Source organism: Collinsella sp. AF18-8LB (genome assembly GCF_003459795.1).
In the GTDB taxonomy this organism is placed as follows: Bacteria; Actinomycetota; Coriobacteriia; order Coriobacteriales; family Coriobacteriaceae; genus Collinsella.
Window position 1 is genome coordinate 504,933 of the sequence record NZ_QRWU01000001.1, and the last position, 19,273, is coordinate 524,205.

The window sequence follows — 19,273 nt, forward strand, 5'->3', positions numbered from 1 at the left end:
AGGAACGTCCCTAAGTGCCGGGTTTTGAGGAGGTTGGCATGCTCAATGCGATGATTTGGGCGCTTGCCTGTTTTGGCGTTGTCGCGGCAGATATTGCCCTGAGTGTGGTTTTGTTCTCCGCTCTGGGCGTCGCATCGGTGTTCATGGGCTTTTCGATTGACGACCTCGATATTCAATTGCTTCAGGCTGCCGCGCAGACGGCGTCGTTTTTGATGGCGCTGATGTGGTGGCGTTATCTGTGGCCGCGCTCGTTTATGGCGCGCTGGCAGGGCGAGCGCCCGCTTGGCGGGGGAGCAGGCAAAGCATGGAGGCGCATTGCCTGCGTTATCGTGATCGGCTTGGCACTGCAGGTGGTCGTTGGCTACGTGACCGACGCCGTGCTGTCGCTGTTACCGGAGGCCGCGGCCGACTACAGCGAACTTGTCGAGGAGACGGGCATGGGTGACACGAGCTATCTGGCCGTCCTGACCACGGTGCTCGGCGCTCCGTTTTGCGAGGAGCTGCTGGTGCGCGGTATCATTTTTGAGTTTTCGCTCCGAGCGTTTAATCCGCAGTGCCGCCCACTTTGGAAGCGCCGGCGTCGTGCGGGTGCGCAGGACGGCGCTATGGTGCCCTGGGCGGCCCCGAGCACGTGGGGTATCGCCGCGGCGGTCGTGCTGCAGGCGGCGATCTTCGGTTTTATGCACCTGAACTGGGTGCAGGGCTGCTATGCGGGCGCTGCCGGCCTCATTTTTGGCTGGGTGCTCGTGACGACCGGAAAGCTCCGCTACACGATCCTGCTGCATTTTGCCTTTAACGCCGGGTCGTATCTCATGACGTTGCTCTGGTTTGTGAACACGCCGTTCGACGTGATAATCACGGTCGCGATCGCCGGCGTGATCCTGGTGGAGGCAATGCACTCGCTGCGCCAAGCGTGCCAGCAGAGCACTGCGACCACATCTACCGCATTCCTGCCCTAGTTGCGACGCCCGCCTCCGTTGGCGCCCTGTCGTCCCTGGGCCGCACGGTTGCGGCCGGCGGTGTTCTGCGCACGCGACATGCCGCCGTGCCCCTTGCTGCCCTTGGGGCCCTTGCCGGCACCACCGTGGGCCCTGCCGCCCTTCTTGCCGGTGCCATGCCCGCCGCCAGCAGACGTCTCGCCCGGGCGCGGCGGCACGGGACGAATCAGACAATGCTTGGTGTAGCCGATCAGGTCACGACGCCCGGCTTTCTCCAGTGCCTCGCGCACGAGCTTGTAGTTCTCGGGTTTGCGATATTGGATGAGCGCGCGCTGCATAGCCTTCTCGTGCGGGTCACGCGCCACATAGATTGGCTCCATGGTGCGCGGGTCAACGCCGGTGTAGTACATGCAAGTGCTCATCGTGGACGGGGTGGGGTAGAAGTCCTGCACCTGCTCGGGCATGTAGCCCATGTCGCGCACGGCCTCGGCAAGCTCCACCGCTTCCTTCATGGTCGAGCCGGGGTGGCTCGAGATCAGGTACGGCACCACGTACTGCTTGAGTCCGTATTCGCGGTTCAAGCGCTCAAATTTGCGGCAGAACGCGTCGTAGACGGCTCGGCTCGGCTTGCCCATCACGGACAGCACCGCATCGCTCACGTGCTCGGGCGCTACGCGTAGCTGACCCGAGACGTGATGTTCCAGCAGCTCGCGCAAAAACTCGTCCGAGGCATCGGCCATGGTGTAATCGAAGCGAATGCCGCTGCGCACGAAGACCTTCTTGACGCCTGGCAGCTGGCGCAGGTCGCGCAGCAGCTGCGTGTAGCCGCTCTCATCGACCACCATGTTCTTGCATACGCTCGGCCACAGACAGCGCTTGTTCTTGCACACGCCGTGCTTGAGCTGTTTGTCGCAGGCAGGACGGCTAAAGTTGGCCGTCGGTCCGCCCGCGTCGTTGATGTAGCCCTTAAACTCGGGGTCGCGCGTGAGCAGCTCGGCCTCGCGCATGATCGAATCGTGGCTGCGCATCTGCAGCACGCGGCCCTGGTGGAAGGTGAGCGCGCAAAACGAGCACTCGCCAAAGCAGCCGCGGTTAGAGTTGATGGAAAACTTGATCTCGGCAAAGGCAGGCACGCCGCCTGCCGCGTCGTAGTCGGGATGCCAATCGCGTGCGTAGGGGAGCTCTGCCACCTCGTCCATCTCGTCAGTGGTGAGCGTCGCCGAAGGCGGGTTCTGCACCACATAGACGCTGTTGGGGTAGGGCTCTACCAGGCGATGTCCGGTGATGGGGTCCATATTCTGCTGCTGCACGTTAAAGCTGCGCGCGTAGTTGAGCTTGTCGGCGGTAAGGTCGTCCCAGCTGGGCAGCAGGTCGTAGTCGTAGACCTCGTCGAGCGAGCTGGTGCGGTAGACGGTGCCATTGATATAGGTAATCTGGTCGACGGGCAGTCCCGCGTCGAGCGCGTCGGCGATCTCGACGATCGCGTGCTCGCCCATGCCGTAGATGAGGATGTCGGCGCCCGAGTCGAGCAGTACCGAGCGCTTGAGCTTGTCCTGCCAGTAGTCGTAGTGGGCCAGGCGGCGCAGACTCGCCTCGATGCCGCCGATGATGATGGGGGCGTCCTTGAACGTCTGGCGGATGAGGTTGCCGTAGACCGTAACGGCACGGTTGGGGCGGTGACCCTCCTCGCCACCGGGGGTATAGGCGTCGGTGTGGCGGCGGTGCTTGGTCACCGAATAGTGGTTGACCATGGAGTCCATGTTGCCGGCACTGACGAGAAAGCCCAGGCGCGGCTCGCCGAGCACGGTGATGCTGGCGGGATCGGTCCAGTCGGGCTGGCAGATGATGCCCACCTTGTAGCCATGCGCGTCGAGTACGCGGCTGATGATGGCCATACCAAAGCTGGGGTGGTCCACGTAGGCGTCGCCGCAGATGTAGACAAAGTCGCACTGGTCCCAGCCGCGTGCATCCATGTCGGCGCGACTGACGGGTAGGAACTTATCGCGGCTCGGACGCCAGGGGCGTGAGGGCGCTGCCTGGGTGTGCGCGGCCCGGGTGGCGGGGGCGGCCGTGACCTGCGCCTTACCGCCGCGCTTTTGCTGCTGGCCCTGTTTGCCCTGCTGACTGCGCTGGTTATTCTGAGCGTGCTGAGGCTTTTTTGCCACGATCCCTCCCGGTGTTTGTATGCTGCACGTAATTGTAACCAGTCTTTTTGGAACGGGGCTAAAAAGACTGGTGGAGTACATGGGCTGGCGGATCGGCGCGTCGATGCGGGTGTCGGCGCCTCTCCCGCCGTTTGTTTCCAGACTGTGTATCCCCGTGTCGAAGGGGTCGTCTCGCGCGCACGCCATGTTGTCAATGGGTTACAGTATGAACGGCGGCAATGTCTCCGCCAACGCACGAGAGGGTCGTCAACAAGGAGGATGTACGACGATGCAGCGTGCCAAACAGATATCGGAGTCCATCGAGCTGGGCATCATCTTGGCGCTCGCCGGTGGCTTTATGGATGTGTATTCGTACATTGGGCGCGACCATGTTTTCGCCAACGCGCAGACAGGCAATATCCTGCTGGTGGGCGTGAGTATCTCGGAGGGCAATTGGGCACTTGCGGGGCGCTACTTCTTCCCTGTGGTTTCGTTTGCTGTGGGCATTATGCTTGCTGACCTGGTACACGAGCGTTTTGGCAGCGTGATTCACTGGCGCCAGGTGACGGTGTTCTTTGAAGCCGTCATCTTGCTGGGCGTGAGTTTTATTCCCGGTGGCGATTTCAACCTGCTCGCCAACTGCCTTACCTCGTTTGCCTGCGGCATGCAGGTCGAGAGCTTCCGCAAGATTCATGGACACGGCATCGCCACGACCATGTGTATCGGCAACCTCCGTAATGCCTTGCAAAACGTGGACGATTACATCATTACCCACAAGCGCGGCTTTTTGGAAAACGGCCTGCTGTACTTTGGTGTGATCTTTACCTTTGTGTTTGGCGCCGTGCTGGGCAATTGGTGCATTGAGCGCATGGGTCTGCATGCCATTGCGGTGGCGAGCGTGCTGCTGTTTATCGCGTTTGCCATCATGTTTATCGATCGCGAACGCGACTTGCGCTTTCGCTGGAAGGTTGCGGCCGAGGCTTGGAAAGAGGGCTGTCGAAAGTAACCGAATGCGGCAGAGGGGTTGTCCCTTTGCCGCAGTTTTTTCATTTCCTGTTGAAACGCTTTAACACTTTTGACGTTCTCACGCGTTTTTTGTTTCAAAAGCGTTAGGATGGAACTTACAGCGCGGGGCGTAATGGGTGCCCCGCACACGATGGGGAGGCTATCAATGGCTAATCGTTTCGTTCTCAACACCATTTCTTATCATGGTTCCGGCGCCATCAAGGAGATCCCCGGCGAGCTCCAGCGTCGCGGCTACAAGAAGATCTTCGTCTGCTCCGACCCCGATCTGGTCAAGTTTGGCGTTACCGCTAAGGTGACCGACGAGCTCGACGCTGCCGGCATCACTTGGAGCCTTTACTCCGAGATCAAGCCCAACCCCACTATCCAGAACGTCAAGGACGGCGTCGAGGCTTTCAAGGCCGCCGAGGCTGATGCCATCGTGACCATCGGTGGCGGCTCCTCCATGGATACCGCCAAGGCCATCGGCATCATCATCAACAACCCCGAGTTCGCTGATGTCCGCAGCCTCGAGGGCGTTGCTCCCACCAAGAACCATGCCGTGTTCACCATCGCCGTGCCGACGACCGCCGGTACCGCTGCTGAGGTGACCATCAACTACGTCATCACCGACCTCGAGAAGGTCCGCAAGTTCGTGTGCGTCGACACCAACGATGCCCCCGAGGTCGCCGTCGTCGACCCCGACATGATGGCTTCCATGCCCGCCGGCTTGACCGCCTCTACCGGCATGGATGCTCTGACCCACGCCATCGAGGGCTACACCACCAAGGGCGCTTGGGAGCTCTCCGACATGTTCCACTTTGAGGCTATTAAGCTGATTAGCGAGAACCTGCGCGACTCTGTCGCTGAGGCCAAGTCCGGTCAGCCCGGCTCCGGCCGCGAGGGCATGGCCCTTGGCCAGTATGTCGCCGGTATGGGCTTCTCCAATGTTGGCCTGGGCATCGACCACGCCATGGCTCACACCCTGTCCGCTCACTACGACACCCCGCACGGCGTCGCTTGCGCCATGCTGCTGCCGATCGCCATGGAGTTCAACAAGCCGGTTTGCGCCGAGCGCCTGGCAAAGGTTGCCGTCGCCATGGGCGTTGACACCACGGGCATGAGCACCGAAGAGGCCGCTGACGCTGCCATCGCCGCCGTCAAGCAGCTCTCTGCCGACGTGAACATCCCGCACGTCTGCGAGGCCATGAAGGCCGACGAGATCGAGGTCCTGGCCAAGGACGCTATGGCCGACGCCTGCTTCCCGGGCAACCCGCGCGAGGCAACGCTTGACGACGTCATCGAGCTCTTCAAGAAGATCTGCCCGGCTGAGTAAATCACTCCCGTCGGCGGCCCCGGGTTTCCCTCCGGGCGCGTCCTCGGACATGCAAAAGGTCCCGCTGCGCGCGTTGCGCGGCGGGGCCTTTTGCGTCCTGCGGAATGCGCCCGGAGGGAAACCCGGGGCCGCCTGCGTTCTTTTCTCAGATGCCGGGGTGCCGGAAAGGCGGGATGTGAGGGGCGCATTGTTGGATGGCGCCTTATGTCTGCTTATCGTGGCGGGCGCAGTTCTGGGGAGCTCGATGGGTCGTCTCGCTAGGTAAAAAGATGGTTCGCGGTGGTATCGTTGCTGTGGGTTTAATTCGATGTGAAAGGGTGACTTTGGTGTCCAAGATGGATTCTACGCTCTCCTATATTACTGACCAGTTGAAGGCGCTTACCTCGATTGCTTCGCCTACGGGCTATACCCGTGCGGCGACTGATTATCTAATGGAAACGTTGCGTGATGTGGGCTTTGACCCCGAGCGTTCTAATAAGGGTAACGTGCTGGTTGAACTTGGCGGCGAGGGCGAGCCGCTCGTACTGGCGAGCCATGTCGATACCCTGGGCGCCATGGTGCGCTCCATTAAGGACAATGGCCGCCTGCGTCCCACGACGCTTGGTGGGCACCAGTGGTCTACGGCCGATGGCGAGAACTGCACCGTCTACACGCGAGATGGCAATGTGTACACGGGTGTGGTTCTCAACACCGAGCCCTCGGCGCATGTGGCCGATGAGCCGGTCAAGACCATCGAGAAGAATATGGAAATCCTGCTCGATGAGAATGTCGACAGCAAGGACGACGTACTTGAGCTGGGCATTCAGACTGGTGACATCATCGCTATGGATCCGCGCACCACGGTGACGGAGAGCGGCTACATCAAGAGTCGTTTCCTTGACGACAAGCTGTCCGCGTCGATTCTGCTGGGTTTGGCCCGCGCCGTTGCTGGCGGCGAGGTGACGCTTTCGCGCAAGGTATCGCTGCTCTTTACCGTGTACGAGGAGGTTGGCCACGGCGGTGCCTTCGTGCCGGCCGACACGCGCGAGATGATCAGCGTGGACATGGGCTGCGTGGGCGACGACCTGGGCTGCACCGAGCGCATGGTGTCGATCTGCGCCAAGGATTCGGGCGGTCCGTACAACTACGATCTGGTGACCACGCTGTCCAACATCGCGCGTGAGCTGGAGCTCGATTACGCCATCGATGTGTACCCGCATTACGGCTCCGACGTCGAGGCCACGCTTTCGGCCGGCTACGACATCCGTCACGGCCTGATCGGCCCCGGCGTGTACGCGAGCCACAACTACGAGCGCAGCCACATCGACGGTGTGCGCAATACCTACGAGCTGGTTCGCGCCTACGTTCAGCGCTAGGGGAGCAGTTTGCGACTCGGCCGACCAATCGCTAAGGCCCGATTTCTCGGGCCTTTTTTCGCTTTTGGTCGTTTAGTATTATGATGCCTGTAATCTATTAACTAAACGTGTAAATTACTTAACGAGGTGATGCGGTGTATGGATACGTCTGAGTACTTGTCTATGGGTGATGCTGCCCGCCTGTTGGGCGTTACGAAAGCCCGCATATCTCAACTTGCCGCATCGGGAACGCTCGCGTGCGATATTGTGGGCGGACGGAAGATGGTTGAGTATGATTCTGCGCTCGCTTATCAAAAGGTCCGCAAACGTGGACGCCGTCCTGCGGCCGATGTGGGGCGCAAGTTTACGCTGATGTCGGCCGACCATGAGGTCGCGCATGTCTCATTTGATCCGACGCGCGAGCTTCCCTTCGAAATCGCCGAGGTCCTCGATGCGCAACGAATGCCGTTTGGCACATGCTCGAGCTCTTCTCCAACGGTGAATAAGCGGGAGCTCAACGCGTGGTGGGGGCATCGGTCGGTACCCGATGTTCGCCCCGGGCTTATCTCGCGCTACCGAGAGTTAGGGATCGTCAACGGCACTGAGGTGCCGGTTCAGTGCCTGGGCCTCTCGCTTTCGGATTGCTATTGGCTGCGGCCGACCGATTGCGACGGGCTCGAATGGCGAAACATCAATTACTTTGAGAACGAATTTGAGCGATCGGCGCCCGAGGGGCGTTCGGGTTGGCTGGAAGGCATCGGTCTTAAAAATCCCGACAACACATCCGAGGGCGAGCTTCCTAAATCGTGGATGATTCGCAACGGTGTTCGCGTCCTGGTCAAGGGGTGCGGCATGGACGATCAACGTCCCTTTAACGAGGCGGTTGCAACGGCTCTACATCGTCGCTTGCTGTCAGAGGGTGAGTTTGTTCCCTATGCGGTTGAGCGGATGTTCGATGGCCCTGTGTGTTTGTGCGACGACTTTCTTGACGGCCGCGAGGAATATGTTCCGGCTGTTTACGTTAAGAACGCTCTTGGCGGTCAGCGAGGAAACTCGACGTACGACCGGTACTGCCGCTTCCTTGGTAAGCATGGAGCAGACGAGGCTGCCGTGAGAAGGTCTATGTCGCAGATGATCATTTGCGATGCCCTTTTGGCCAACAGCGATCGCCATTGGCGAAACTTCGGCATCATCCGCAATGTCGACACCCTGGAGATAAAACCTGCACCGCTGTTCGATAGCGGCAACTGTCTGTGGTATAACGTGCCAACTGCCGTGCTTTCAGCTGGGGAGTTTGGGTTTTCCGCTAAGCCGTTTGGGCCCGACCCTTTCGTCCAGCTGGCGCTTGCGGACTCGCTCGATTGGTTCGATTCATCGCGGCTCAACGGATTTGTTGATGAGGCAATCGAGATTCTTTCGCAGAGCGAATGGGCGACGGCGGAGGATCGACTCGAGGCCATTTGCCGCGGCCTCGAGCGTCGCGTAATCGAGGTTGGTGCCGCTGTTGAGGTACTTCGACACGTGCGGCGATAAACCAGCGGCTACTTAAGTGCGCCGGTTACGATACCACCGCCCAGGACGATGTCGCCGCGATAGACTACAACGGCCTGGCCGGGGGCGATGGCTCGCTGTGGCTCGTCAAAAGTTAGCAGCATTTGCCCGCCTTCGTCGCGCGTAAGTGTCGCTGTCTGGTCTTTCTGACGGTAGCGGTACTTGGCACCTACACGAATGCCGCCGGCATTGAGCTCTGCCTCCATGCGGTCGGCAGGGGCGCTCCAGATCCACTCATCGGCAGTTAGCGCCGAGGCGGTTAGGTCCTCGGCTTCGCCCAGATGCACGGTGTTGCTGGCGGCGTCGACGCCCGTTACATACACCGGATGCGCCATCGCGACACCCAGGCCTTTGCGCTGGCCGATGGTGTAGCGCAGCGCGCCGTTATGGCGTCCGACCACGCTGCCGTCGCGCCACACAATGTCGCCCGGTGCAGCGGCATGTCCGCAGCGGCGCTCGATATAGCCCGCGTAGTCGCCGTCCGGGATAAAGCAGATGTCCTCGCTCTCGGCCTTCTTGGCGTTGATGAAGCCCTGCTCGGCGGCAATGCGGCGTACGTCGCGCTCCTTGTCCAGCCCTGCCAGCGGAAAGATGGTGCGTGCCAGGCGTTCTTGCGTGAGCGAATATAAAAAGTAGCTCTGATCCTTTTTGGGGTCCTCGCCGCGATGCAGCTCCCAGGTGCCGTCGGGCGCCTGGCTCGTTTTGGCATAGTGGCCTGTGGCGATGTGGTCGCAGCCCATGTCGAGTGCCGCATCGAGCAGCGCGCCAAACTTAATATGGCGGTTGCAGATGATGCATGGGTTGGGCGTCAGCCCCTCCTGATAGGCGGTCACGAAGCGCTCGATAACATTGCGGTCGAAGGTCTGCTGCAGGTTGAGCACATGGTGGGGTATCCCCAGGCGCTCGGCGACGGCCTTCGCGTCAGCGATGTCGCGGTCGACTTTGCTCATGCCTGTTGCGGGATCGGGTGCGGGGCAGGTGAGGCGCATGGTGGCACCGATGCATTCGTAGCCCTGGCTCTTGAGCAGATAGGCAGTCACGCTGGAATCGACGCCGCCGCTCATGGCGACGAGCACGCGCTTATTGTGCATGGGGAGGTTCTCCTTGGTGGCATGTGGCCAAAAAAGAAAAGCGGCGCGGGAGGCTGGTTCCGCGCCGCAGACATTGTAGCAAGTTCGGGTGTCCTGTGGGACACCCTGTTGGGATGAGCTCGGGCTGCCAGGGGGGGGAGACCGGCGGGTCCCGGGTTCATTCGGGCTTAAAAGGGCCTAGTCCTGGAAGAGCGCCGTGGACAGGTAGCGCTCGCCGGTATCGGCGAGTAGCGCCACGATGGTCTTGCCCTCGTTCTCGGGGCGCTTGGCCAGCTGCAGCGCAGCCCACACGGCGGCGCCGGACGAAATACCCACGAGCACGCCCTCCTTGTGGCCCACGGCGCGGCCGGTGGCAAAGGCGTCGTCGTTCTCGACGGGGATGATCTCGTCGTAGACCTGGGTGTCGAGGACGTCGGGCACAAAGCCGGCGCCGATGCCCTGGATCTTGTGCGGGCCCGCCTGGCCCTTGGAGAGCACCGGGGAAGTGACGGGCTCGACGGCGACGATCTTAATCTCGGGGTTCTGCTTCTTGAGGAACTCGCCTACGCCGGTCACGGTGCCGCCGGTGCCAACGCCGGCGACGAAGATGTCGATCTTGCCGTCGGTGTCGTCCCAGATCTCGGGGCCGGTCGTGGCCTTGTGGATGGCAGGGTTGGCGGGGTTCACAAACTGGCCGGCGATAATGCTGTTGGGGGTCTCCTTCTGCAGCTCCTCGGCTTTGGCGATGGCGCCCTTCATGCCCTTGGAGCCGTCGGTGAGCACAAGCTTTGCGCCATATGCCTGCATAAGCTTGCGGCGCTCGACGGACATGGTCTCGGGCATGGTGATAATCACCTTGTAGCCGCGAGCCGCCGCCACGGAGGCGATGCCGACGCCGGTGTTGCCGCTCGTGGGCTCGATGATGGTGTAGTCGCCGCCGCGCACGAGCTTGCCGGCCTTCTCGGCCTCGTCAATCATGTTTTTGGCGACACGGTCTTTGACGGAGCCGGCGGGGTTGAAGTACTCGAGCTTGACGAGCACGCGGGCCTTGAGGTCCTCGTCGGCCTCAAAGTGGGTAAGCTCCAAAAGCGGGGTGTGGCCGATAAGCTGATCGATGGACGTGTAAACCTTGCTCATGGTGAACCTCCAAAGTGTTCAAATGACTGGATACCGTGTGGTTTTACGGTGTATGTAACAGCAAAACCTACAAACCCAATAGGTTGTTCGTTTAGCTGTTGGGAAGCATAGTAGACAGCAAAGCCTAGTAATGCAATAGGAATTTATGAATTATTGCGAGTCGATTAACCATCTTGACGGGATGGGTATTTTCAAAGCCAATTTTTCGGCTAGAATTTCTACGGATTAAATGACCGAAAGGCAGCAATATATATGTTGGTTTCCACAAAGGGCAGGTATGCCCTGCGCGTTATGGTCGACCTGGCAGAGCACCAGGCGGCCGGCCGCATCCCGCTCAAAGAGATTGCGGCGCGACAGGGGATTTCGGAGAAATATCTGGAGAACATTCTTGCCACACTCGTACGCGCCAATATGCTCTCGGGCATGCGCGGCAAGGGCGGCGGCTACGTGCTCACGCGCCCTCCCGAGCAGTACACGGTGGGCGAGATTCTGCGCCTGACCGAGGGTAGTCTGGCGCCGGTCGCCTGCCTGGATGGTGACTGCAAAGGCTGCTCGCGATCTGATGAGTGCCCCACGCTCGACGTGTGGAAGAACCTGGACAAGCTCATCAACGACTACCTCGACGGTGTGACACTCGATCAACTTGTCGCTCCCAACGAAGGCTACGACTACGTCATCTAACCCACACCTTCCATTTGGGGACGGGGTAGAAATGGTAGATTTCTTTACCCTCTGAGGCTCGATAAAGAAGAAGGCCGTCCATCGTTTCGATGGGCGGCCTTCATTTTGGCGTGTTGTGGCGATCCGTATCGGTTCGCTCTAGTTCTTGGCGATGCTGTCGAGAATGCTGCGCATGATGGATACCAAGATGCTGCCCATAAACGCCGATCCAAAGCTGGCGATGGAGATGCCCGCGCCCAGCAGATTCACCGATAGGTAGCTGGCGAGCTCGAGCATAAGGCTGTTGACGACAAGCTGGAAAATGCCCAGCGTAATGATGGTGAGCGGCAGCGAGATGACCGTCAGGAATGGTTTGACGAGCGAATCGACGATATTGAGGAACAGTCCTACGAAGGCGAAACAGACCCAGGCCTCGGCAAAGCCGAAGGGTTGGATGCCGGGGACGAGGAACGTGGCGATCGCGATGGCGATCGAGGTGAAGAGCCAGTTAAGCATAAAGCGCATGGCGTGAATCCTTTCTTGCGCCGGGGTTGCTGGCGTCGCGTGAAACGGCTTGCGGCGGCGACCTGGATGGTTGCGCGGGTGCGCCGCGGTGTTTGGGCGCCCATTGTCTCAAATATTCGTGGAGCTTACGTGCGCATTCGGTTTCAAAACGGCATTCGACCTAAAAAACGTGCCGCTGGCAGAGAGTCTTGTCGCTTTAGTTTGGTGGTGTGCTAAACTGCTACGGGCAAAAGCCACAGGCGTTGCCCTATTGAATAGAACGGGCGAACGATGCCCGATGTTAGTATCAACCTCGATGCCTTTTGGCGGGTTTGGCGGTGATCGATGAATATCGAGAACATGTTTGACAAGCCTGATGTCAAGCAGCTAGTCCACGCATTTAGCCTTTTGGACGACGAGAAAGATATCCAAGCGTTTTTGACCGATATCTGCACGCCGCGTGAGATTTGTGATCTTTCTCAGCGTTTGCAGGTGGCGCGCTATCTGGACGAGGGCGAGCCCTATGTCGAGGTCCAAGCCCGCACCGGCGCTTCGTCCACTACGGTGAGCCGCGTTTCAAAGGCGCTGAACGGCGAGTACGGCGGCTACCGTAAGATCCTCATCAAGCTGGAGGATGGCGAGTAGGCTAGCGACAAAAACGAATTGCGCAGAACCGTCCCTTCGGGGGCGGTTTTTATATGCCCGCAATCGGCTGGTGCGTTGGGGTCAGGTTGCTTCGTACCAAAAGATGGAGCTGCGGTGGCAATGTGTCCGCTTGGGCGGGTAGGATGGATACATTGATTATTGCGAACGGTTTGAGTGGAGGACCATGCCTGTTCGAATCTATACCACCAACGCCGGCGCGGATTTGAGCGATGCCGAGGCGGCGCTGCTCGCCGACCTGGTTGCCCGCCACGGGCGTGCCGTTTTGCTGGTGCCTACGTTTGCCGAGCTCGATCTGTGCCGTCATGATGCGGCGGAAGCTGGGGTTTCACTGGGTATCGATTACAAGACCCCTTCGTCGTGGCTCCGTTCGCTGTGGGAGCTTATGGGCGATGACCGTAGCTTTGTGGATAACCTTCAGCGCCAGATGCTGTTCTCGGACATGATCGACCGCCGCGATGACGCTGCTCTGCAGCCGCTCTCGCGCAGCCAGGGCACGGTGCGCATGCTTGCGCGTATGGCCCGCGATGTGTTGCCGGGGGTGGCGGGGGCGGGCGACGAACGCTGCCGCGATGCCGCCGCTCAGCCCGAGCCCAAAAGCGACGCCGAGGCCCGCGTTTTCGAGCTTTTGCGTGCCTACGCGGGTGGTTTGGACCGTCGAAATATGGTCGAGCCCTGCGAGGCGGCTGACATTATGGCCGGTGCCCTGGCCGATAGCCTGCCGGCGTGCACCCGCGCCGTGTGCGTGCGCGGTATCACGTCATTTACGTATAGCTTGCTCGAGCTGCTGTCCGCCGTGTCAAACAACGGGGGAGAGGTTGTCGTGCTGCTTGCCCGCGAGCAAGCGGCGATGCGTGAGGAGCTGGCCACGGCATTTGATGCCCGCGGTATGCTGTTTGAGATCACGCCGCTGGGGGAGGGTGCCGGCGCGTCTGATGCCGCTTGCGGGACCGCCGCTCAGCCTGCCTTTATTGAGGTCGCCGGCCCCCATGCCCGTGCTCATGTCTATGCGGACGCAATTGATGATCTGGTAAAAGCGTGCCAGGGTTCCGAGGCCGACGGCGCCGCGACGAACGCCGACCCCGCACGCGTGCTCGTCGTTTCTGCCCGGGCACCCCAGCTGTTCGGTGAGCTCGCCTCTCGTCTGGCGGCTCGTCGTATCGCTGCTGAGACAACTGAGTTCACGGCGTTTTCCCAATCCATCGCGGGCAGGCAGTTCACGGCGCTCGCCAATCTGATCGAGCGCATGAAGGCCGCCGACGAGGGCACCGCCTCCAAGACGGAGTGGTGGCCCGCTCCAGAGCTTACCGACTGGATCTACAGCCCGCTTTCGGGTGCCGACGCCGCCAGCGCGCGCACGTTCGATAAGAATATGCGTCTCTCGCGCAGCAAGACTACCGCGGGCGTTAAGAGCCTGCTGCAGAGCGTGCAGGGCCAGGTGAGGGGCGCGCGTAAGGCGGCGAGCGACGAAAACTGGTTTAAGAATGTGCCGTGTGTGGTCTCGGACGTGTTCCAGGCGCTGTGGCGTGACAAGCCCGTGACGGCGCTCAAGGCCATGCTTGCCGTTGCCGAGGCGTTGCCCGATCGCTCGCTGGGCAGCTTGGATGGCCAAGCCCGTCGCCAGGCGGAGGTGGCCCTGCTGCGCCATGTCATCGACATCCTTATGAACGATGCTCGCGCGCTCGACGTGTCGCAGGCCGCGACCGTGCCCGTGCTCGATGGCGTTCGCACCAAGGTGGACAAGCGTAGCACCGCCTACGATTACGAGACCTACGAGGTTGACCGTGCGCCACGTGCCCAGGTTCGCTTTACTTCGCTTGCCGATGCGGCGGCTCTGCGCACCGGCAGCTACGATGCCGTGCTGTTTGCCGATGTCGATCTGGACAGCTATCCGCTCTCGCACGAGGAGGGCCCGCTTGCCACGCTGACGGCGAGCCTTGGTCGCGAGGGCGTGATGCTTGAGCCTGCGGCCCTACTGCGCGTGCGCTTTGGCCGCGCGATGCAGGCGGCACGCGGCCCGGTTGCGCTTGCGCGCGTGACACACGATTGCCAGGCACGCGAGTGCTACCCGGCAGCCGTATGGACCGAGCTGCGGGCGTATGCCGAGGCCGCTGGTGCCGCCAAGGTTGCGTGCGTGGGCGAGGGCGGTATCGTCGCCGATTTTGATCCGGCGGCCGGCGAGGGTATCGAGTGCAAGCGTGTTGCGTGCGAGGCTCCTCAGCATTTGAGTGATGCGGCTGTGCCGTACCTGGTCCTGTGCCGCCGCGATGGCGAGGGCGAGGACGCGCCGCTCGTGCCGCGCCTGACGTCCGCCTCGCAGATTGAGGCGTACTCGACGTGCCCGCTGTGTTGGTTCGTGTCGTATCGCGTGAAGCCCCAGTCCATCGACGCGGGCTTTGGCAACATGGAGAAGGGCAACTTTGTCCACGATGTTCTGGAGCGCCTGCACGCCCGTCTGCCCCAAGAGGGCATGGAGCGCGTGACGCCCATGAATCTGCCGCGTGCACAGGAGCTGCTACACGAGGTCTTTGACGAGACCTTGGCCGAGCATGCCTCCAAGCGTGGCAACGAGGGCCCGCTCGTGCCGCTCTCTCCGGTGGAGGAGCGCCAGGTGGCCGAGATTCTGCCGCAGCTGGAGGGAGTGCTTGCCTACGAGTCCGAGGCGCTCGCCCCCTTTGCCCCGCGTTACCTGGAGTTCGCCTTTAACGAGCTCAAAGTCGAGTATGCCGGCTGGCCGCTTGGCGGGCGCATCGACCGCGTGGACGTGGACGCCGAGAATCGTGCCGTGGTGATCGACTACAAGCATCGCACGGGCGTTGAGGAGTTTAAGCTCGCCGACCCTACGGTGCGCGACGAGGAATCGGGCGAGGCCGCCATCGACGACCCACGGTGGCTACCGCCCCATACCCAGACGCTTATCTATGCGCAGGCCATGCGCCGGGCGCTGGATTTGGACACCCGCGCGGCGCTCTACTTTTCGACCAAGGGCGGCAAGCCGGCGTTGCGCGGCGCCGCGAGCGCCGAGCTGCTCGAGGAAGAGCGCGGCGACGGTCGCATCCCAGGCCTCAAGAAAGGTTTCCCCGGCGAGGGTGGCAGCATGGACTTCGACGCCCTGCTCGATCGCGTGGAGGCCGGCATCGCCGAGCGCCTGCGGGAGCTCGAGGCAGGCAACGTTGCCGCCGTCGACCCGACGTCGGCTCAGGCCGCGCATGCGCGCTGCTCGTATAACCACGAAAGAACGTTTGTAAGGAGGGACGTGTAGACCATGGATCTTTCGACTTTGATGCCGCAACAGCTGCAGATTGTCAAAACGCTCGACCGTCCGCTGTTTGTCTCGGCGGGCGCCGGTTCGGGCAAGACCTTTACCCTCACGCGCCGCATCGTCTACGCGCTCTCGCCCGAATCCGGTCCGTTCGTTGAGCATCTGGACCAGGTGCTCGCCATTACCTTTACCAAAGATGCCGCGGCCGAGATCCGTGACCGCGTGCGCCGCGCGCTCATCGACGAGGGCATGGACGAGGAGGCCCTGACCGTCGACGATGCATGGATCTCGACCATTCACGGCATGTGCTCGCGTATCCTGCGCGCACACGCGTTGGAGCTGGGCATCGATCCCGAGTTCACGGTACTCACCGATACCGACGAGCTTATGGATCAGGCTGTTGAGCATGTGCTGGCCCGCGCGACGGCGCCCGATGCCGCCCCCGAGCTCGCGGCATCGCTCAAGGCCCTCTACGCCTGGTATCCCATGGCGGGCGAGGGCGGCCCTTTTGGCGCCGGCACCACCATCAAGGGCCTGGTGCGCGAGCTGCTGGAGCTCTCGAGCCAGCTGCCGGGCGGCATGGACGACGTGCGCGTGGCACACGGTCATGCCGACACTTCGGCCCTTGCCGATGCCTATCGTGCGGCGCTGGGCGCAAGCAAGGCCGCGACCGAGAAAGCGCAGGTGGCGCTCGATGCCATCGATGCGTTCGAGGCGAGCGGCAAGACCATGGCGGATGCGGCGCGACTCATGATGTCGTGCACCATGCCTCGGGCGAGCAAGGCATTCCCTAAGGAGCAGGTGGAGCTGCTCAAGGCGGAGGCTGCCGATGCGTTTATCAATATCGTGCTCGCCTGCGGTGGTCCGGCGCTCGATGCGCTGGTGGGGCTTGCTCGTGCTGTGGAGGCGGAGTACCGCGCGCTCAAGGCTGACCAGTCCGCGCTCGATAACAACGACCTGCTCCGCATGGCATACGAGGCGCTGCGCGATTATCCCGCCATTCGAGCCGCCTACGAGGGCCGCTTTAAGATGGTCATGATCGACGAGTTCCAAGATACCGACCAGATGCAGGTCGATCTGATTCGCTATTTGACGGGTGCGGGCGAGCGCGCGCTGTGCACGGTGGGCGATGCGCAGCAGTCGATCTATCGCTTCCGCGGCGCCGAGGTCGAGGTGTTTCGCCGCCAGGAGCGCAAGGTGGGCCTGTCTGCTGCGCCTGAGACCTCCGTCGCATCCGATGCCCCTGCCGGCGAGCTCGTCAAGCTCGTGCGCAACTTCCGCAGCCACGACGAGGTGCTGCGCTATGTGGCACGCGTCTTTGACGGTGATACCGGTGGTTTGATGCAGGGGTTCTTGGATCTTGAGCCGAGTGACGATCGCGAGGACAAGCTCAAGGCAAAGGCTTCGCGCCGCCAAGCGCTGTTCGTTGCCGGCGGCAGCACCCAGGAGCGAACGCAGGCGAAAGCTCGTGCGATTGCGGGGCGGTTCCAAGCGCTCGTTAAAGCGGGCCAGCCTCAGGGCAGTATGGTGCTGCTGCTGGGGCGCATGACCAATGCCGACGTTTATGCCCAGGCTTTCCGCGACCAGGGACTCGACTGCGTTATCGCGGGCGGCTCGGTCTTTGCCCAGGCAGCCGAGGCGCAGACGGTGCGTGCCCTGGTCTGCGCACTTGCCAACCCGGCCGATACCGCGCAGGGCCTCATGCCGTTGCTGGCCTCGCCGATGTTTGCGCTCGGCGCCCAGGAATTCCTGGCGCTGGCGACCAAGCTGGACGAGCAGACGGGGGAGACGTCGCGCCGCAACATCGATGCGGGCATCATGAGCGATTCCGATGTGCCCGGCTTGCAGGGCTTGCCACTCGTGACGCGCGCCCGCGAGGTGCTGCGCTATGCACTGCGCCGCGTGGGACGTGATTCGTTCGCGGCGATCGCGCGCGACGTGGTCAACGCTTCGGGCTGGTTCGTGCGTCTGGCGAAGCGCGGCCCCGAGGGCAAGGCCATTGCTGCCAACGTGCTCAAGGCGCTCGATGCCGTGGCCGAGGCGGAGGCCGAGTTCGGTAACTCGCCGCGCTCCATTGCGCTGGCCTTCGACCGCTTCTTGGCGGGCAAGGAAGCCCCAGGCGCCCTCAACGAGGAGGGCGACGGCGCGGTACGCATCATGACGGTGCACGCCTCCAAGGGTCTGGAATATCCGGTCGTGGCGGTTGCGGAGTGCTTTGGCGTGCGTAAGTCCTCGGGTGTGGCACAGATGGGTCGCGTCGATGGCGGTGCGCAGGTTGTGGCGCTACCGGCACGCTTCGACGGCGTTAAACTCGCGGACGGCACGTTCGTAAAGGGCGACGACGTCAAAAAACAGTTTGAGCATGCGTTTAAGGGTAAGGGCACGTCGCTATGGTTGCCGCCGGAGCTCATGGAGGACGTCTGTGCGACGGGTTCTCCCGCCGAGGCATTTGCTCGCCTGCGCAACGACGACCTGCAGCTTTCGCTCGAGGAGCGGGCCCGCTTGCTCTATGTCGCCATGACGCGTGCACGCGAGCTGGTCATTCTGGCAATGGATGCCGGCGTGAGCCGTGGCAAGGTGGCGGCGCCGACCTTCGATGTCGAGACCGATCTGACCTACGACGTACTGCGCCGTATTTTGCCGACCGACGCGCAGGCCTTGCCGCAGCTCGATGCCGACCGCCTGGTGTTCGACAACTCCCAGCCGGGCGACTACGAGCTCATTTCGCTTTCGGACTTTACCTTTGGCGAGCAGGCTTTTGAGGCTAACGCTTCGCTGGATGCCGAGGGCAGGCTTGTTCGTGGCGATGCGGAGCCGGAGGGTGCCGGTGCAGATGCCCGCGCCGCCGTTCCCGGTCCTGCCGACCCCGAGCCCGATTCGTTTGAGCTCGTGTATCCCCAGGCGGTGGGCGTGCGCATGGGCACCTGCCCGTTCCCGGCGCGTGACTCGTATAGCTACTCATCGATCGCCGCGGCCCTGCATGCCGAGGCGGAAGATCGTGCCGCCGAGACGCGTGTGCCCATGGACGAGGCCGGCGATGATGAAGACTCGGATGGCTCGGAGATGACCGATGCGGACGTGGTTGCTGCCGAGCCCCTCGGCAATCCCATGGCCTTGGGCTCGGCGTTCCATGCTGCCTGCCAGTGGCTCATCGAGATGGGCGCCAATGAACTGCCCGCCGCGCGCGCCGATGCGCTGGCGCGCCTGTGGTGCCTGACGCCGGAGCAGCGCGAGCGTTTTGACATTGCCCTGAATCGCTGGCTCAGGTCGGCGGTCCGTGCCGAGCTGCTTGCCTGGCCGTGCGTCCGTGCCGAGGTACCGTTCTTCTCGCTGGGCTGCGAGGACGAGGACATTGCCCGCTACGGCACGTATGCCGAGGGCGCCATCGATGCGTTGGCAACGAACCCGGCGGATTCGTCACGCGCGCTGGTCATCGACTACAAGACGGGCGGCACACCGGATGAGACGCCGGAACAGCTGCAGGAGAAGCACGCCCTGCAGGCGCGCGTCTACGCCGATGTGTTGCACAAGGCGGGCTTTGAGGCCGTGACCGTCAAGTTCGTCCGCGTGGAACAGCCGGATCCAACCATCTTCGTCGAACCCGCCGCACCTCAAGTAGTCACCTACAATCTTTAGCCCTCAACAGCGTGCGGTGGAATCCCTCCCGATTCC

Annotated in this window: 12 protein-coding genes and 1 pseudogene; 9 read left to right on the forward strand and 4 right to left on the reverse strand. The window is 62.1% G+C overall.

All coding sequences use genetic code 11. The annotated features are described in order from the left end of the window. The first annotated feature begins 38 nt into the window (after window positions 1-38). Window positions 39-959, forward strand: a complete 921-nt coding sequence (locus tag DWX25_RS02270) for a CPBP family intramembrane glutamic endopeptidase (protein ID WP_147335808.1) — start codon at window positions 39-41, stop codon at window positions 957-959. On the opposite strand, the gene DWX25_RS02275 is transcribed toward DWX25_RS02270, so the two are convergent. Beyond that, window positions 956-3,103 (reverse strand): YgiQ family radical SAM protein, encoded by a 2,148-nt coding sequence (locus DWX25_RS02275; protein WP_233505188.1) that lies wholly within the window; start codon window positions 3,101-3,103, stop codon window positions 956-958. The genes DWX25_RS02270 and DWX25_RS02275 overlap by 4 nt on opposite strands. Window positions 3,104-3,371: 268 nt before the next feature. Here DWX25_RS02275 and DWX25_RS02280 point away from each other — a divergent pair, with 268 nt between their 5' ends. The 4 genes from DWX25_RS02280 (at window position 3,372) to DWX25_RS02295 (ending at window position 8,287) form a co-directional block, all read left to right on the forward strand. Then, the gene (locus DWX25_RS02280) at window positions 3,372-4,088 is read left to right on the forward strand and encodes a YoaK family protein (protein ID WP_117734433.1); all 717 of its coding nucleotides are present in this window, start codon (window positions 3,372-3,374) and stop codon (window positions 4,086-4,088) included. Between the two features lie 165 nt (window positions 4,089-4,253). Then, window positions 4,254-5,420 carry a lactaldehyde reductase gene (fucO, locus tag DWX25_RS02285; RefSeq protein ID WP_117798647.1) on the forward strand — a complete coding sequence of 389 codons (1,167 nt, stop codon included), beginning with the start codon at window positions 4,254-4,256 and terminating at the stop codon, window positions 5,418-5,420. Window positions 5,421-5,755: 335 nt separating this feature from the next. Next, window positions 5,756-6,775 (forward strand): M42 family metallopeptidase, encoded by a 1,020-nt coding sequence (locus DWX25_RS02290; protein WP_117798807.1) that lies wholly within the window; start codon window positions 5,756-5,758, stop codon window positions 6,773-6,775. A 138-nt stretch (window positions 6,776-6,913) separates the two neighbouring features. Next, the gene (locus DWX25_RS02295; RefSeq protein ID WP_117798649.1) at window positions 6,914-8,287 is read left to right on the forward strand and encodes a DNA-binding protein; all 1,374 of its coding nucleotides are present in this window, start codon (window positions 6,914-6,916) and stop codon (window positions 8,285-8,287) included. 8 nt (window positions 8,288-8,295) lie between these two features. Here DWX25_RS02295 and mnmA read toward each other — a convergent pair. After that, window positions 8,296-9,399, reverse strand: a pseudogene (gene mnmA / locus DWX25_RS02300) (tRNA 2-thiouridine(34) synthase MnmA); the annotation flags it as partial. 174 nt (window positions 9,400-9,573) lie between these two features. Then, window positions 9,574-10,512, reverse strand: a complete 939-nt coding sequence (gene cysK / locus DWX25_RS02305) for a cysteine synthase A (RefSeq protein WP_117798652.1) — start codon at window positions 10,510-10,512, stop codon at window positions 9,574-9,576. Between the two features lie 252 nt (window positions 10,513-10,764). Here cysK and DWX25_RS02310 point away from each other — a divergent pair, with 252 nt between their 5' ends. Beyond that, complete coding sequence (locus DWX25_RS02310) at window positions 10,765-11,193, forward strand: Rrf2 family transcriptional regulator (RefSeq protein WP_089572175.1); 429 nt, start codon at window positions 10,765-10,767, stop codon at window positions 11,191-11,193. A 138-nt stretch (window positions 11,194-11,331) separates the two neighbouring features. Here the strand turns inward: DWX25_RS02310 and DWX25_RS02315 are convergent, their stop codons facing one another. Then, window positions 11,332-11,697 carry a phage holin family protein gene (locus DWX25_RS02315; protein ID WP_117734439.1) on the reverse strand — a complete coding sequence of 122 codons (366 nt, stop codon included), beginning with the start codon at window positions 11,695-11,697 and terminating at the stop codon, window positions 11,332-11,334. Between the two features lie 324 nt (window positions 11,698-12,021). Between DWX25_RS02315 and DWX25_RS02320 the strand changes: the two genes are divergently transcribed. The 3 genes from DWX25_RS02320 to DWX25_RS02330 all read left to right on the forward strand — a co-directional run bounded on the left by DWX25_RS02320 (window position 12,022) and on the right by DWX25_RS02330 (window position 19,237). Then, the gene (locus DWX25_RS02320) at window positions 12,022-12,321 is read left to right on the forward strand and encodes a YerC/YecD family TrpR-related protein (protein ID WP_022094855.1); all 300 of its coding nucleotides are present in this window, start codon (window positions 12,022-12,024) and stop codon (window positions 12,319-12,321) included. Window positions 12,322-12,505: 184 nt separating this feature from the next. Next, entirely contained in the window at window positions 12,506-15,601 is a 3,096-nt protein-coding gene (locus DWX25_RS02325) for a PD-(D/E)XK nuclease family protein (RefSeq protein ID WP_117798654.1), read from the forward strand. A 3-nt stretch (window positions 15,602-15,604) separates the two neighbouring features. Further along, on the forward strand, window positions 15,605-19,237 hold the full coding sequence (locus tag DWX25_RS02330) for a UvrD-helicase domain-containing protein (protein ID WP_117798656.1): 3,633 nt from the start codon (window positions 15,605-15,607) through the stop codon (window positions 19,235-19,237). Window positions 19,238-19,273: the final 36 nt, after the last annotated feature.